The organism is Aquabacterium sp. (assembly GCF_049274795.1).
Lineage (GTDB): Bacteria > Pseudomonadota > Gammaproteobacteria > Burkholderiales > Burkholderiaceae_C > Aquabacterium.
Window position 1 is genome coordinate 31,854 of the sequence record NZ_JBASTH010000095.1, and the last position, 16,015, is coordinate 47,868.

13 protein-coding genes are annotated in these 16,015 nt (G+C 66.8%); 5 read left to right on the forward strand and 8 right to left on the reverse strand.

Features of this window, described 5'->3' with window-relative positions:
• Positions 1-35: 35 nt before the first annotated feature.
• The 5 genes from argJ to secA form a co-directional block, all read right to left on the reverse strand.
• The gene (argJ, locus tag WAQ08_RS15645; RefSeq protein WP_422192741.1) at positions 36-1,265 is read right to left on the reverse strand and encodes a bifunctional glutamate N-acetyltransferase/amino-acid acetyltransferase ArgJ; all 1,230 of its coding nucleotides are present in this window, start codon (positions 1,263-1,265) and stop codon (positions 36-38) included.
• Between the two features lie 72 nt (positions 1,266-1,337).
• Positions 1,338-2,147, reverse strand: a complete 810-nt coding sequence (locus WAQ08_RS15650; protein ID WP_422192743.1) for a LytR/AlgR family response regulator transcription factor — start codon at positions 2,145-2,147, stop codon at positions 1,338-1,340.
• On the reverse strand, positions 2,144-3,421 hold the full coding sequence (locus WAQ08_RS15655; RefSeq protein WP_422192745.1) for a sensor histidine kinase: 1,278 nt from the start codon (positions 3,419-3,421) through the stop codon (positions 2,144-2,146). The genes WAQ08_RS15650 and WAQ08_RS15655 overlap by 4 nt, the downstream gene beginning before the upstream one ends.
• Positions 3,422-3,457: 36 nt before the next feature.
• Entirely contained in the window at positions 3,458-5,632 is a 2,175-nt protein-coding gene (locus tag WAQ08_RS15660) for a TRAP transporter large permease subunit (protein WP_422192746.1), read from the reverse strand.
• A 317-nt stretch (positions 5,633-5,949) separates the two neighbouring features.
• Positions 5,950-8,697, reverse strand: a complete 2,748-nt coding sequence (secA, locus tag WAQ08_RS15665; protein ID WP_422192748.1) for a preprotein translocase subunit SecA — start codon at positions 8,695-8,697, stop codon at positions 5,950-5,952.
• A 163-nt stretch (positions 8,698-8,860) separates the two neighbouring features.
• Between secA and WAQ08_RS15670 the strand changes: the two genes are divergently transcribed.
• The 3 genes from WAQ08_RS15670 to WAQ08_RS15680 all read left to right on the forward strand — a co-directional run bounded on the left by WAQ08_RS15670 (position 8,861) and on the right by WAQ08_RS15680 (position 11,983).
• Positions 8,861-9,298 carry a hypothetical protein gene (locus tag WAQ08_RS15670; protein WP_422192750.1) on the forward strand — a complete coding sequence of 146 codons (438 nt, stop codon included), beginning with the start codon at positions 8,861-8,863 and terminating at the stop codon, positions 9,296-9,298.
• A gap of 109 nt (positions 9,299-9,407) precedes the next feature.
• Entirely contained in the window at positions 9,408-11,450 is a 2,043-nt protein-coding gene (locus tag WAQ08_RS15675) for a TonB-dependent receptor (protein ID WP_422192752.1), read from the forward strand.
• 59 nt (positions 11,451-11,509) lie between these two features.
• Positions 11,510-11,983, forward strand: coding sequence for a hypothetical protein (locus WAQ08_RS15680; RefSeq protein ID WP_422192753.1), 474 nt, complete (start codon positions 11,510-11,512; stop codon positions 11,981-11,983).
• Between the two features lie 16 nt (positions 11,984-11,999).
• On the opposite strand, the gene WAQ08_RS15685 is transcribed toward WAQ08_RS15680, so the two are convergent.
• Entirely contained in the window at positions 12,000-12,986 is a 987-nt protein-coding gene (locus WAQ08_RS15685; protein WP_422192755.1) for a M23 family metallopeptidase, read from the reverse strand.
• 18 nt (positions 12,987-13,004) lie between these two features.
• Between WAQ08_RS15685 and WAQ08_RS15690 the strand changes: the two genes are divergently transcribed.
• Positions 13,005-13,343, forward strand: coding sequence for a DciA family protein (locus WAQ08_RS15690; RefSeq protein WP_422192756.1), 339 nt, complete (start codon positions 13,005-13,007; stop codon positions 13,341-13,343).
• Between the two features lie 58 nt (positions 13,344-13,401).
• Here WAQ08_RS15690 and WAQ08_RS15695 read toward each other — a convergent pair whose 3' ends face one another.
• Complete coding sequence (locus WAQ08_RS15695; RefSeq protein ID WP_422192758.1) at positions 13,402-14,586, reverse strand: NAD(P)/FAD-dependent oxidoreductase; 1,185 nt, start codon at positions 14,584-14,586, stop codon at positions 13,402-13,404.
• A 14-nt stretch (positions 14,587-14,600) separates the two neighbouring features.
• Complete coding sequence (locus tag WAQ08_RS15700; RefSeq protein WP_125243245.1) at positions 14,601-14,765, reverse strand: rubredoxin; 165 nt, start codon at positions 14,763-14,765, stop codon at positions 14,601-14,603.
• A 786-nt stretch (positions 14,766-15,551) separates the two neighbouring features.
• On the opposite strand from WAQ08_RS15700, the gene WAQ08_RS15705 reads away from it, so the two are divergent.
• Positions 15,552-16,010 carry a diguanylate cyclase domain-containing protein gene (locus tag WAQ08_RS15705; RefSeq protein WP_422192760.1) on the forward strand — a complete coding sequence of 153 codons (459 nt, stop codon included), beginning with the start codon at positions 15,552-15,554 and terminating at the stop codon, positions 16,008-16,010.
• Positions 16,011-16,015 lie beyond the last annotated feature (5 nt).

Sequence of the window (16,015 nt, forward strand, 5' to 3'; positions counted from 1 at the left end):
GATCCATGTCGGGCCGGCAGGGTGGTTTTCAAGCCTCAGCTGCGGTAATCCGCGTTGATCGTCACGTAGTCGTGCGACAGGTCACACGTCCACACGGTGGACGTGGCGGTGCCGCGCGACAGGCCCACGCGGATGGTGATCTCGCTTTGCTTCATCACGCGCTGGCCGTCTTCCTCGCGGTACTCGGGGCGGCGTCCGCCCTTGGTCACCACGTGCACGTCGTCCAGATGCAGGTCGATCAGGCCCTGGTCCAGATCGTCGATGCCGGCATAACCCACGGCGGCCAGGATGCGGCCCAGGTTGGGGTCGCTGGCGAAGAAGGCGGTCTTGACCAGGGGCGAGTGGGCGATGGCGTAGGCGGCCAGGCGGCACTCGGCCTCGTCGCGGCCACCTTCGACGGTGATGGTGATGAACTTGGTGGCGCCTTCGCCGTCACGCACGATGGCCTGGGCCAGCTGCACCGACACGGCCAGCACGGCTTCACGCACGGCGCGGCCTTCGGGGCTGTCCCAGCTGGTGATCTCGGCGTGGTCGGCCTGGCGGGTGGCGATCACCACGAACGAGTCGTTGGTGGAGGTGTCGCCATCGATGGTGATGCGGTTGAACGAGGCATCGGCCGCGTCCTTGGCCAGGCCCTGCAGCAGCGCGGGCGCGATCTTGGCGTCGGTGGCCACGTAGCCCAGCATGGTGGCCATGTTGGGCTTGATCATGCCGGCGCCCTTGCTGATGCCGGTGACGGTGACGGTGGTGTTGCCCACCTTGACCTGGCGCGAGGCGGCCTTGGGCAAGGTGTCGGTTGTCATGATGCCTTCGGCGGCCAGGGCCCAGTTGTCGGCCTTCAGGTCCGCCAGCGCGGCGGGCAGGCCAGCCTGGATGCGGTCGATGGGCAGCGTTTCCATGATCACGCCAGTGGAGAAGGGCAGCACCTGCTCGGGGGCAATATCAAGGTGGCGGGCCAGGGCGATGCAGGTGGTCTGCGCGCGGATCAGGCCGTCTTCGCCGGTGCCGGCGTTGGCGTTGCCGGTGTTGACCAGCAGGGCGCGGATGTCGGTGCAGCCGGCCAGGTGCTTCTGGCAGATCTGCACGGGGGCGGCGCAGAAGCGGTTCTTGGTGAACACGCCGGCCACGGCCGAGCCTTCGGCCAGGGTCACCACGGTCAGGTCACGGCGGTTGGCCTTGCGCACGCCAGCCATGGCGACACCGATTTGCACGCCGGGCACGGGGTGCAGGTCTTGGGGATTGGGGGCGGACAGATTGACTGGCATGGGGTGGCTCGCTCTCTGGCGCGGCGTGAAGCACCGCTGGAAGCCTCGGATTGTGCCGCACCCTGGTGACGCCTACATGGCCTTGAACAGATGGGCGTACATGCGGCTGACTTCCAGCGTCTCCGTGCGGTTGCGCAGGTGCACACGCAGGCGGTTGTTGGCGCGGGCGTCGCGGCTCACGCGTTCGATGGCGCGCACGTTGACCACGGCGCTGCGGTGCACCTGCCAGAAGCGCTCGGTGTCCAGGCGGGGCATCAGTTCGCGCAGGGGTGTGCGGATCAGCAACTCGGGGCCCTGGTCGCTGTTGGCGGTGATCAGGCGCACGTATTTGTCGGCGGCTTCGAAGTACAGCACGTCATCGACCGGCACCATGACCAGGCCTTGTGCGGTCGAGACCTGGATGATGCTCAGTGGCGGCTGGCCGGCAGTGGCCGGGGGCGGCGCATGGCGCAGGGTCTGCAAGGGGGGCTGGGCCGGGTCGTCCTGTTGGGCGGCGCGCAGGCGCAGTTGCTGCTGCAGGCGCTCGCAGGTGCCGGCCAGGCGTGTGGCCTGCACGGGCTTGAGCACATAGTCCACCGCGGCCTGCTCAAAGGCAGCCAGGGCGTATTCGTCGTAGGCGGTCACGAACACGGTGAGCGGCAGGGGGCGCTGCTCGGGCCAGGCGTCGGCAATGGCCTCGGCGGCGTCCAGGCCGTCACGGCCGGGCATCTTGATGTCCAGGAAGAGCACGTCGGGCTGCTCGGCCACGGCCAGTGCCACGGCCTGGTCGCCATCCTGTGCCAGGGGCAGCAGGCGCAGTTCGGGCCACAGGCGGCCGAGCTGGGTGCGCAGGGCGTGCGCGAGCACGGGTTCGTCTTCCGCGATCAGGGCGGTGGCAATCATGGGTGGAGGGCGGTGGCGGAATGGGGCGGGGTGGCTGGCGGGGTGCTGTGGCGGGGCTCGTCGTCCGGCAGCGGCAGCACGCTGGGCCCGAAAGGCGAGACGGATTCTGTGCTCAGGGCGGGCGCGGGCGTGGCCTGGGTGCCCAGCGGCAGGCGCAGGGTGACCACGGTGCCGGCGTGTCCGATGCTGTCCTGCATGCTCAGGCTGGCGGCATCGCCATAGGCCGATTGCACACGGTCACGCACGCAGGCCAGTCCGAAGCCTGGCGGGCCTTGCCGTGCGGCCTCGGCGGCGCGCAAGCCGCGGCCGGTGTCGATCACGCGCAGCACCAGGGCATCGGCTTCGATGCGGGCACGCAGGGTGAGTTGGCCGCCGGGCGGGTTGGGCTCCAGCCCATGCTTGACGGCGTTTTCCACCAGGGGCTGCAGCAGCAGGGTGGGCACGTGGTGGCCGGCCAGTTCGGCCGGCAGGTCGAGCGTGACCTTCAGGCGCGGGCCCATGCGCACCTGCATCAGCGCCAGGTAATCATCCACGCGGGCGAACTCGGTGCTCAGCGGGTGGGTGGTGGTGCGGCTGCCGCCCAGCGTGGCGCGCAGGAAGGTGATCAGGCGCGCCAGCATGTCCTGCGCGCGTGCCGGGTCGGATTCGATCAGGGCGTGCAGGTTGGCCAGGGTGTTGAACATCATGTGCGGCTCCAGCTGGGCCTGCAGCAGGCGCAGTTGGGTCTGCAGGGCTTGGCGCTGGGCGGCTTCGGCGCGCACCTCGTTGGCAGCCAGGCGCACGCGCAGGTAGTCGATGGTGAAGGTCAGGATGGCGATGCTGTAGCTCAGCACCAGCGACACGCCGAAGGGCGGGCGCTCTTTCGGGATGTCCATGGGCCACCACGGGAAGGCCAGGATGGCCTGGGCCAGGAACACGCCGAACACGCAGGCGATGGGGATGCCGACGATGGTGCAGAAAGCAATTGCCGGCCAGCCGACCAGCCCGTACACGCCGCTGCGCTCGAAGCGCGCGCGGGCATCGGGCAGCTTGGGCCAGCGGCGCCGGGCCTCGGCCAGCCACACCATGCCGACGATGGTCCAGCACCAGTAGCCCAGGCACATGGCGTAGGCCAGGTTCACCATCAGGCCATAGCGCTGGTCCTCGTCGCGGCCCGCCCATTCGATGGCCCACAGGAACAGCGCGATCGACAGGCTCCACAGCAGGTTGAAGCGCCCCGTGCGCGGGATGGAGCCCAGCAGGGTCAGGTCCTTGGGGTGGTCGGCGGCTGACATGGCGGGGCGGGTCTTCTCAGGGCGGGCGCAGCAGGGTCATCGAGGTGGCGGGGCCGTCCAGCCTTGCAGCCAAGCGTTCAGCGCCGGGAACTCCTTGAGCAGCAGCGGCGCGAAGGACACCAGTATCAGGCCCAGTGTCATCACCGCGCAAGGCAGGAGCCAGCGCTCATACCGGCGGTAAAAGGACTGGTTGGCCACTTCCTTGTCGGAGGCATCGATCAGGTCCTCGCCCACCACCTGGCGGGCCAGCAGTTGGTTCAGCGCCACCGGCGGCATCAGGTAGCCCAGCTCGAAGGCCACCAGCACCATCACCCAGAAGTGCACCGGGTCGATGCCGCTCTTGTAGGCCAGCGGGGCCAAGGTGCCTGACACCAGGAAGATGGCGCCCAGCGGCTCCATGAACATGCCCAGCACCACCAGCGCGGCCGCCATGAAGGCCATGGCCGTCCAGGCACTGCTGAACACCTCGGGGGCGTAGTGGATGATGCCCGAGCGCTCGATCACGCCGCCCGCGGCCTGCGACAGCAGGATCAGGAACAGGTAGCCGCCCAGGTGGCCCGTGGTCTCGACCGTGGCCGCGCGGATGGACGATTCGACGCCACGCTCGCGGTGCATCGCGAAGCTGAGTTGCTGCGAATCGGGGCCGATGCCGCGTGCCAGCAGCAGCTTGTCGAACACCACGATCATGATCATGATGACCGGCATGATGATGGGCGCCGAGATCTCGTTGAGCGGCGTGTCCAGCACCGTGTCGTAGAAGGCCACCACGGCCAGGATCACGGCGATGTAGGGCAGCAGGGCGGGCACCTGGCGCAGCATGGCCGGCACGCCCACTCGGGGCGAGACCACGTCGATGGTGTGCTTCTCGCGGCGCAGTTGCGAGGCCGCGAAGAACAGGGTCGACGTCATGAAGAAGACGTACAGGCCCCAGTGGAAGAGCTCGTCACTGGTGACCTCCTTGTTGACGGCCACGATGGCCACCACCAGCAGGCTGGGCCGCAGCACCACGCCCAGCGAGCCGGACATGGCCGTGGCGGCCAGCGCGAACTGGCTGGAGCCGCCTACGGCGCGTACCTCGTGGTAGATGATGGCGCCTGCCGCCATCACGAAGGCGCCGGAGCCGCCGGTGTAGGCCGTGGGGATGGCCGCGGCCAGCAGGATCACGTAGGTCAGGGCCTCGGGCGAGAGCTTCCAGGGCCGCAGCAGGTTCATGAACAGGTCGACCACGCGCGTCTGCTTGAACAGCATGCCGCCCCAGATGAACAGGGCCAGTTGCAGCGGAATGTTCGGGAACTCCATCAAGGCGTTGATGTAGATCGCCAGGCCCGAGGGGTGGCCCTGCTCCCAGAAGTAGTGGCCCGAGGTGATCGTCATCAGGCCGGCCAGGGGGATGGTCTTGAGCGCGTGGCCCCAGGTGCCATCACCGATGCCTTCGGCAGGCTTGTGCGGGCGCACGCATTGCCAGGCGCTGGCGATCAGCAATGAGCCGAACAGCACCATCCACGCGAAGTGGATCAGGGGCTCCTCCACCGCGACGCCCGAGGCCACGGAGATCTGGTAGTAGCGGATGCTGGAGTACAGCGCCACGGCACTGGCGATCAACATCGTCCAGGCCTGCACCTTGTAGTCGCGCCCGAAGCGGGGCGGCACCAGGCTGATGTGGTGGTAGCCCACGGTGGTGGCCAGGATGGTGAAACCCATCAGCAGCAGCAGGATCATCGGCCGGTTCTCGCTGCCGAAGCGGAACAGGCCGAAGAAGCCGGTCTCCACCGTACGGTAGGCCTTCACGGCCCAGGTGTTGTGCGAGGCCACACGTTCGTACCAGGCGTGCCGTTCCTGACATTGCGCCAGCGTGTCGCGCAGGGAGTGGCGCAGCTTTTCCGGGTCCACTGCCTCGTCGGCGAACAGGCTGTCGATCACATCGGCGCTGCCACCGGTGGGCTGGGCGGCCATGCGCCGGCCTACTTCGGCCTCGATGTCCATGCTGGCATCGCAGGTGGGCTTGATCGGCTCGGCCCGCAGCATGAAGTACTGCACCTGCTCGGCCTTGTTGCCGAAGAAGCTTTCGCCGAAGCGCAGTAACTGGCCGTGGATCATCTCGCCGGTGCCGATCACCAGCACCAGCAGCAGCATGGCGATGGTGGGCAGCCCGATGCACCAGTCGGACATGGTGCGCTTGCCCGAGGTGGGCAGAACGTTGGCCTGGCTCATTTCGTGTCTCCTGTCTCGCGGCGCATCAAGGCACCGTCTCATGTGGCAGTGCGCCGAATCTAGGGGCGCCAGGCCGGGCGCGAAAGCGCGATGCGATGGATGGCCCAGTTGTATCGCCAAGTGACGTGCCGGTGGCGCCAGTGAGCGGGGGGGCACGCAAATAAGTGGGCCCGGATGGGCCACCGACAAATCGTTGTGTCAGGGTTGCCACCAGGTTTCGCCTTTGTGCGGTGCACAAGCGGCTGATGTGCCCACAAAGCACATCGGGGCCCGAAGGCCCCGATGTCGACTGCTTGTTGATGCGTTAGCGCTGGTGATCAGGCCAGCTTGCCGTGGCAGTTCTTGTACTTCTGGCCGCTGCCGCAGGGGCAGGGATCGTTGCGGCCTGCGCGGGGCACATCGCCAGCGCTGGCGGACTGGCCTTCCTTCTCGGTGGCCACGCTGCCATCCTCGTTGGGATGCGTGTACGTGACATTGGAGAAGGCGTCGCCCTGGTCTTCGATGGCCTGGGCCGCTTGCGCGGCTTCTTCCTGGCTCTGGATGCGCACGGTCATCAGCAGGCGCGTCACGTCCATCTTGACGACGCTGAGCAACTGGCCGAACAGCTCGAAGGCTTCGCGCTTGTACTCCTGCTTGGGGTTCTTCTGGGCGTAGCCGCGCAGATGGATGCCCTGGCGCAGGTAGTCCAGCGCGGCGAGGTGCTCGCGCCAGTGGGTGTCGATGGATTGCAGCAGCACCATGCGCTCGAAGGAGGCGAACTGCTCCTTGCCCACGCTGGCGGTCTTGGCGGCGTAGGCGTCTTCGGCGGCCTTGAGCACGCGCTCGAGCACGTCGTTGTCATCGACCGCGCTGCTCGATTGCACCCACTGCACCAGGTCGAGATCGATCTGCCATTCGTCCTTGAGCACCTTCTCCAGGCCGGGTAGGTCCCATTGCTCTTCCACGCTCTCGGCGGGCACGTGGGCACGCACCACGTCGGTGAAGGCACCGCCACGCAGGGCGGCGATGGCTTCGGCCACCTCTTGCGATTCGAGCAGTTCGTTGCGCTGCTGGTAGATCACCTTGCGCTGGTCGTTCGACACATCGTCGTACTCCAGCAATTGCTTGCGCATGTCGAAGTTGTGGCCTTCGACCTTGCGCTGGGCGCTTTCGATGCTGCGGCTGACGATGCCGGCCTCGATGGCTTCGCCTTCGGGCATCTTCAGGCGGTCCATGATGGCGCGCACGCGGTCACCCGCGAAGATGCGCATCAGCGGGTCGTCGAGCGAGAGGTAGAAGCGCGAGGAGCCGGGATCGCCCTGGCGGCCGGCACGGCCACGCAGCTGGTTGTCGATGCGGCGTGATTCGTGGCGCTCGGTGGCGATGATGCGCAGGCCGCCCAGCTCCTTGACCTTGGCGTTCAACTCGGCCTGTTCGGCCTTGAGCTGGTCGATCTTGAGCTGCTTGGCACCGTGGTCGAGCGATTCGTCCTGCTCGATGGCCTGCACCAGCTTCTCGATGTTGCCGCCCAGCACGATGTCGGTGCCGCGGCCGGCCATGTTGGTGGCGATGGTGATCATGCCGGGGCGGCCGGCCTGGGCCACGATGTCGGCCTCGCGGGCGTGCTGCTTGGCGTTGAGCACCTGATGGGGCAGCTTTTCGCGTTCGAGCAGCTTGCCGACCAGCTCGGAGTTCTCGATGCTGGTGGTGCCGACCAGCACAGGCTGACCACGGCCGTGGCATTCCTTGATGTCGGCGACGATGGCGTCGTACTTTTCCTTGGCGGTCTTGTAGACCAGGTCGAGCTGGTCCTTGCGCAGCATGACCCGGTTGGGCGGGATCACCAGCGTCTCCAGGCCATAGATGCTCTGGAACTCGTAGGCCTCGGTGTCGGCCGTGCCGGTCATGCCCGACAGCTTGCCGTACATGCGGAAGTAGTTCTGGAAGGTGATCGAGGCCAGCGTCTGGTTCTCGGCCTGGATCTCGACGCCTTCTTTGGCTTCCACAGCCTGGTGCAGGCCGTCGGACCAGCGGCGGCCCGACATCAGGCGGCCGGTGAACTCGTCGACGATGACGACCTCGCCCTGCTGCACCACGTAGTGCTGGTCCTTGTGGAACAGGTGGTGGGCGCGCAGCGCGGCGTACAGGTGGTGTATCAGCGTGATGTTGGCCGCGTCGTACAGGCTGGCGCCCTCGGGCAGCAGACCGGCCTCGGTCATCAGGCGCTCGGCGTTCTCGTGGCCGTCGTCCGTCAGGGTGATCTGGCGGCTCTTCTCGTCGGCGGTGAAATCGCCCGGCTCGATCACGCCTTCACCGGTGCGCGGGTCGGCCTCGCCGATCTGCTTCTTGAGGTGCGGCGCGATCTTGTTGATGGCCAGGTACAACTCGGTGTGGTCTTCAGCCTGGCCGGAGATGATCAGCGGCGTGCGGGCCTCGTCGATCAGGATCGAGTCCACTTCATCGACGATGGCGTAGTTCAGGCCACGCTGCACGCGGTCGCCCACCTCGTAGACCATGTTGTCACGCAGGTAGTCGAAGCCGTACTCGTTGTTGGTGCCGTAGGTGATGTCGGCGGCGTAGGCGGCCTGCTTTTGCTCACGGGGCATCTGCGGCAGGTTGATGCCGACGGACAGGCCCAGAAAGTTGTAGAGCTTGCCCATCCACTCCGCATCGCGGCGCGCCAGGTAGTCGTTGACGGTGACCAGGTGCACGCCCTTGCCGCTCAGGGCATTGAGGTAGACGGGCAGGGTGGCGGTCAGCGTCTTGCCTTCGCCGGTGCGCATTTCGGCGATCTTGCCGTTGTGCAGGCCCATGCCGCCCAGCAACTGCACGTCGAAGTGGCGCATCTTGAAGACGCGCTTGGAGCCTTCGCGCACGACCGCAAAGGCTTCGGGCAGCAGGTCGTCCAGCGTTTCGCCCTTGGACAGGCGGGCGCGGAACTCGTCGGTCTTGGCGCGCAGTTGCTCGTCGCTCAAAGGCTCGAAGGTGGGCTCCAGCGCGTTGATTTTCGCCACCGTGCGCCGGTACTCCTTGAGCTGGCGTTCATTGCGGCTACCGAAAATCGTCGTGAGAATCTTGGGCAACATGGAGCGGTCTATCCAATCGGTCAACAGTCGGTCGGCGGCCTGCTGAAGGGCACCGGGCGGTTCGAGGGGCACTTTCCCCAGTGAACCAAAAGCCAAAAAGTGTAGCACCTGGGGTGTGACGGGCCGGGACACCAGGGTTCCCCCTAAAATGCGTGTCTCAGCCATGATCCGCCCAGCTTCACTGCGATCTTGGTGGTGGGCCACAGGTTCCACCGCCGCTTCGATCGGGCACCGCCAGCCCAGGATGGGGTTCGCGGTGCTGCTGGCGCTGGCCATGCTGTGGGCGCAGGTGGCCGGCGTGCTGCACCGCATCGAACATGCGGGCGGCGTACCCCAGGGGCATGAGGCCACCCATGCCGGGGTCCATGCCTGGGCGACGTCTGTGGAAGCGTCGGGCCAGGCAGCCGATGACGCCTCGCTGTCATCACTGCACTCCTGCGTGCTGTTTGATGGCCTGTGCATGGCCGATGGCTTGGCCGCGGCCGTCCTGCCGGCTGATGCGCCGCATCTGCTGGATGCCGTGCCTGCTGCCCAGGGCTTCCTGCCCTGGGATTCGTTTTTCGTTGGGCATTTCCTTTCGCGCGGCCCTCCGGCTGCCTGAGCGTTCCTTCCCTTCGCTTTTCTGGCGCACCCGCGTGTCGCCATCTCTGTGATCTGACCCGTCGCGGCCATGTGCCGCTGGTCGGATCCGCTCGGTTTCAGGAAATCTCATGCAGCACCAACGTTCCCTGTTGGCCGGCGCGGCTTTGTCCGCCCTGGCTTCCTTCGCTGTCGCCCAGACGGCGCCTTCTACGTCTTCCACGCCCTCCACTGTTCTCGCGTCTTCTGCCGCCACCGTGCAGGCCCTGCCGACGGTGACCGTCACGGCCGCGCCCTTTGGCGCCTCCGAGGGCGATCAGATCCTCACTCCGGCCAAGGTGCTCATGGGTGACGAGCTCAGCAACAAGCTGGGCAATTCGCTGGGCGACACGCTCTCGCGCGAGCTGGGCGTATCGGCCTCGGCCTTCGGGGCGGGCGCGTCGCGGCCCATCATCCGTGGGCTGGAAGGCGGCCGTGTGAAGATCCTGCAGAACGGCATGGGCGTGGCCGATGTGTCCACGCTGTCCAACGACCACGCTGTGGGCACCGGTGGCCCCACGGCCCAGCAGATCGAGATCCTGCGCGGCCCGGCGGCCCTGCTGTACGGCTCGGGCGCCATCGGCGGCCTGGTCAACGTGGTCAATGACCGCATCCCCACCACGCTGGAGGCCCAGCCCACCGGCGTGTTCGAGCTGCGCCACGGCACGGCCGACAAGAGCGGCACGGCTTCGGTGTCGGTGGATGGCTCTGCCGGCCAGATCGGCCTGCACCTGGACGGCAGCGTGCAGGATGCGCGCAACTACCGCATCCCGGGTGACCGCATCGACAGTGATCCCAGCTCGGGTTCTGGCCGCCTGCCCAACTCGTACACGGGCGAGCACGACATCGGCCTGGGCGCCTCGCTGATCGGCAACTGGGGTCACTTGGGCGCTTCGGTGGGCCAGCTCGACAAGCTGTACGGCATCCCCACGGACGAAGGCGCCTCCATCGACCTCAAGCAGACCCGCTACGACGTGGATGCCCTGGTCAACAACCCCTTCGGCGTGTTCCAGGCCTTCAAGTTCAAGCTGGGCTACACGGATTACAAGCACACCGAGATCAATGGCGAAGGTGACCCCGAGACCGATTTCAAGAACCGCGCCCTCGAATCGCGCTGGGAACTGCAGCACGGTGACGTAGCCGGCTGGCGTGGCAGCATCGGCCTGCAGACCGAGCGCAGCACGTTCTCGGCGCTGAGCGCGGAAGACGGCAGCCCTGGCACCGTGCCCATCACCAAATCGACCTCGACCGCCGCCTTCATCGTGGAAGAGCGTGACCTGGGCCCCGTGCGCCTGAACGCGGGCTTGCGTGTGGAGAACGTCAAGCGCAAGCCGCAGGATGGCAGCGCGGACCGCTCCTTCAACCTCACCTCTTACTCGGTGGGCGGCCTGTGGCCGTTCACGCCGGGCTATGGGCTGGGCGCCACCTACTCCGTGGCCCAGCGCGCGCCCAGCACGGAAGAGCTCTATTCCAACGGCCCGCACGAAGCCACCGAGACCTTCGACATCGGCAACGCCGATTTCAAGAAGGAGACCTCGCACAACATCGAGCTGAGCCTGCAGAAGACCGCCGGCCTGGTGCGCTGGAAGGTGAACCTGTTCCAGAACCAGGTGAAGGACTTCATCTACGGCCAGCTCACCGGCAACACGCTGGATGAGGATGGCGTGGCCGGCGGCGAGTTCAACGAGCGTGTGTTCGGCCAGGCCGATGCCACCATCCGTGGTGCCGAGGCCGAGGCCAGCTACAACCTGCATGGCGAAGGCCTGTCGCTGCGCGGCTTTGCCGACAGCTCACGCGGCAGCCTGGACGATGATGGTGGCAGCCTGCCGCTGCAGCCGGCCACCCGCGTGGGGGCCGACATCGGCTTCAAGCGCGGCCCCTGGCGCACCGGCGCCTCGGTGACGCATGCCAATGCGCAGGACCGCCTGGCCGCCTCGGAAACGCGCACGCCCTCGTACACGCAGGTCGATGCCAACCTGTCCTATGTGCAGCGCTTCAAGGGCAGCGACATCACCTGGTTCCTGCTGGCCAGGAACCTGACGGACGAGGACATCCGCCTGTCCACCTCGGTGCTCAAGGACCAGGTGCCGCTGGCGGGGCGCAACTTCGTGATCGGGATGCGGACGCGGTTCTGAGTGCCCGCCCACCGGGCGGCAGGTCGCTTAAGCTGTGCGTGAACGCAGCAAGCCCCTTCATGAGCATGTCCTTCGATCTCCAATCCGCCCGAGAAGTTTTTGATGACTTCCTGCTGTGCATGGACGACCAGATCGAAGGGCTGCAGCGTGAGGCCTTCAGCCATGGTGTGGCGCTGGACCTGACGGATGCCAGCGTCGAGCGCCTTGAGGTGTTGTTCGATGTGGTCGTGCCGCTGTCGGCCCCTGCCGATGTGCAGCGCGGCCATCTGGTGACCTTTGGCCGCTACCTTGGTGAGGTGATGCGGCTGAATCACCAAGGGCACTGGCACCTGCCACTGGATGATCCGAAGAACATCTATTTCAATCAGCCGGTGATCACGGGTCACAGGCCGGATGCCGTGCTGTTCGCGCCCATTTCGGTGATGCGCGCTTATGCGGTCCGGCGAAAGGCTGGCACGGTCAGCACGGCATTCCGCAACCAGGCGGCCCCCACCGCGATGCCCTTGGATATCAGCGATCTGGCCGAGGAATAGGTAGGCGACTGCCTGCTCAGCGCGCCGGTGTCTGGGCCTGAGCGATGTTCTGCGGCGCCTGGCCCTTGCCCGCCAGGAACTTGGCCGGATCCTGCTGCACGCCTTCCACCAGTACCTCGAAGTGCAGGTGCGGGCCGGTGGAGCGGCCGGTGGTGCCCACCTCGGCGATCTTCTGGCCGCGGCGGATCAGATCCCCCTGCTTGACCAGCATCTTCGAGGTGTGGGCGTAGCGGGTGATCAGGCCGTTGCCGTGGTCCAGCTCGACCAGCAGTCCGTACTGCGGGTGCGGGCCGGCCGAGGCCACCACGCCGCCCGCTGCAGCCAGGATGGCAGTGCCGGTATCGGATGGGAAATCCAGCCCGGTGTGCAGGGTGGGGCGGCCCGTGAACGGGTCGGAGCGGAAGCCGAAGCCCGAACCCACCGCCACATTGGCCACCGGCGCGCTGCTGGGGATCATCAGATCCTGCAGGCGTTTTTCGAACAGGCGCGATTCGATCAGCGTGAAGACATCGGCATTGCGGTCGCTGAGGTTCTGCATGCGCTCCATCAGCTGGTTCATGTCGTCGAAGCCGCTCACACGCGTGGGCTCGCGCAGGGCGGGCAGGGCGCCGCCCCGGCCGCTGCCGGCCGCGCCGGGCGGGGTGGGTTCGACTTTCTTGAGCTCTTCGGGCTTCATGCCGGCCATGCCGGCCACGCGCTCGCCCACGGCCTCCAGGCGCATCAGGCGGGCCTGCAGATCACCCACCTTCACGGCCATGGCGTCCAGGTTCTCGCGCACGAAATGGTCGCGCTGGGCCTGCTCCTGGCGCTCCACGAAGCGCACGGCGTCAGAGATGATGGGCCACTGCTTGCGCGCCGCTTCCAGCACGACCGCGTGGTAAAGCGCGACGGACAGCCCCATCAGCGGTACGATCAGCGCAATCGCCGCAACCACCAGCGAGAGCGCTGTGAACTGGTACACCCGGGTGGGTGACGATGGGCCGGCGGTGATCAGAATCTGCATGTTTTCAAACCTTTCGCGATGAGCTCGCCCAGACGCTTCCGCCTCGACCTGTTCCGGCCCGCCGTTGCCGACGTGCCGCCGGTCACGACCGCACTGGCGCGCTCCGAACCGCTGTCCAGCCTGATGCAGCGCTTGCGCGCATCACAGCAATGCCTGGAGGCGGTTCGATCGGTACTGCCGACGGGCCTGGCCATGCATGTGCAGGCTGGCCCGCTGGATGACGAAGGCTGGACCTTGCTGGTCGCCAACGCCGCGGTGTCCTCCAAGTTGCGCCAGCTTCAGCCGCGCCTGATGGAGGCCCTGATCAAAAAGGGGCTCAAGGTTAACGCAATCAGGCTCAGGGTACAAACACCGTGAGCCTGATTGGCAACGGACGGCCGCCGGGCCGCCCAGTTTAAGAGGGGCTGAGGGGCGCTCAGCCCAGCAGGGAGGGCACCTGCCCGGCCAGCGCCTGGCGCTGGCTCACGGCCTTGCCCTGCAGCACGAAACCCAGCAGTTGATCCGGGTTGGCGCTGGCGACGAAACGGGCCTCGATGGCCTCGTCCGAGGCCTGAACCTGCCATTGGCCCTCGGCGCGGGCGGGCGGCGGGCACACCACGGTGGGCCAGGCCGGGGTCTTGACCACCACGGGCATGGCCGGGTAGGCCACCGGGGTGGGCTTGCCGGACAGTGTGGCCGCCAGGGCGCGGGCCTGCTGCATCAGCGGCATCACGTAGGGCAGGCAGTGGCCTTCAACCTCGGCGCAATCGCCCAGGGCGTACACGTGGGGGCGGTTGGTGGCCAGTTGGCGATCCACCATGATGCCCTGGCCGGTCAGGATGCCGGCTTCGGCGGCCAGATGGGTGCGGGGGCGCAGGCCCACGGCCGACAGCACCAGGTCGGTCTCGACCGTGCTGCCGTCGCTCAAGGTCAGGATCAGGCCATTGGGGCCACGGTTCACGGCCGAAATCCCCGTGCCGAAGCGGAAGGTGGCGCCGCCGGCCTCCAGTTTGGCCTGCAGGCGGGCGCTGGCTTCAGGGGGCAGCAGGCGGGGCAGGACGCGCTCGGCCAGGTCGAACACCGTGGGCTGGATCTCGCGGGCCAGCAGGTCGTTGGCGAACTCGCAGCCGATCAGGCCGGCACCCAGGATGGCCACGCGCTTGACGGGCTGGCCGCCGGCCGCGGTGTCCAGTGCCTCGGCGAAGCGGGCGAAATCATCCAGATCGTTGACCGACAGCACCGTGTCGGCCGCATCGCCCTGGATGGGCAGGCGCAGCGGATCAGCGCCCAGGGCCAGCACCAGGTCACGGTAGGGCAGCACCTCGCCATTGGCCAGGGTGAGCGTCTGCGCGGCGGTGTCGATGGATTGCGCGCCGGTGTTAGACACGATCCGGGCGTTGATCTCGGCGGCCATCTTGGCGGCGTCCTTCATCACCAGCGTGGCGGGCGTTTTCTTGCTGGCCAGCGCATTGGAGAGCATGGGCTTGGAGTAAAAGCCCGCCGCATCGCGGCTCACCACCACCAGGGGCACCTCGGCGTCGAGCTTGCGCAGCTCGCGCGCCACGTTGTAACCCGCCAGGCCGGAGCCAACCACCACCACTGCATTGCCTGCTGAAGACATCGTGCCTGCCTCGCTCAGATCTCGATCATTTCGAAGTCGCTTTTGCCGACGCCACAGTCGGGGCACTCCCAGGTGTCGGGCACATCGGCCCACAGGGTGCCGGGGGCGATGCCGTCTTCGGGGCGGCCCTGGGCTTCGTCATACACAAATCCGCAAACAACGCACTGAAAAGTCTTCATGGGGGAACTCGTCGAAAGAGGGGAGATTTTGAGGCATCCGGCGGTGCCGGGAAGATTTTGCGGCGCCAGCAGGGGTGCCTGGGCGTCAAGCACGCAAGAACCGTGGCGTTTTGCAAGGGTGGCGCTTAAAGGTTTTCACTGATTGAAAGACCGTGACATCCTGCTCACCGTGCGGTGGCCTCGCCTTGGCGCGAAACGATAAGATCCTCTGCTAACTTTTTCGCTGTCGATCTTGCTTCTGCTGCGCGTGCGCAAGTACGCCCCGCTGGCCAACTGATGCCGGCCTCCCTGCTGCAGACAGATGCCCTGCTCGCCAAGGAGGCCTCCTTCCAGTTCTGGCAGAGCCTGATGTCCGGCCTGGGCCTGTGCCTCACGGTGTAGGCCCTGGTGGCTGCGGCGCTCAACCGCGAGCGCCTGTATCTGTGGTTCGCGCTGTTCGCGGCCAGCCATTCGCTGTCGTGGTTCTCGTACTTCGGGCTGGCTCACAGCACTTCTGGCCAGACAACGGCGCGCTCCGCTCAACTCCAACGTGTCGCTGCTGTTCGCCTTGATGCTGCCGCTGCTGTTCGTGCTGGGTTGGGTGGGTGAGCACGTGGTGGGCCCCGTTATCGGCCTGGTGGGCACCTTGCCCTTCCTGCTGGTGCTGCCGCTGGCCATCCGCCGCGATGCCGCTCGGCACCGCGAAGAGCGTGACCGCCTGCTGGTGGCCCTCTACCTGATCGATCTGGTGGCTTCAAGCCCATCAACGACCTGCACGGCCACGATGCGGGCCATGAGGTTCTGGCGATGGTGGCCCAGCGCCTCAGGCATGCCGTGCGCGCGGGTGATCTGGTCTGCCGAATCGGGGGCGACGAGTTCGTGGTGGTGGCTGCCGGCCTGCAGCAACCGCCCCTTTGTGCTCAGCCAGGCCAACTGGGCATGACCATCGGCTATGCGGTCGCCCCGCTGGATGCCACCGATGCGGACAAACTGCTCAAGCAGGCCGATGCCACGATGTACCGGGGAAACAGGCCGGTAAACAACAGGCAAGGCGGGCAGAGCAGCCCCTTAGCCCCCCTACAATCTGGCCCAGCTTCACAAATGGAAGACCGGGCTCATGACGCAAGCGCGCCGTTCGCAGACCTACCGCCACGCACTGGTGCTGGCCTTGTCGCTGACACTGGCCTGCCCGCCTGCGGTGTTCGCGCAGGGGATGCGCAACCTGCAGGGCGCCAACCAGTCTTACGGCCTGCAGGACGGGATTGAGGACC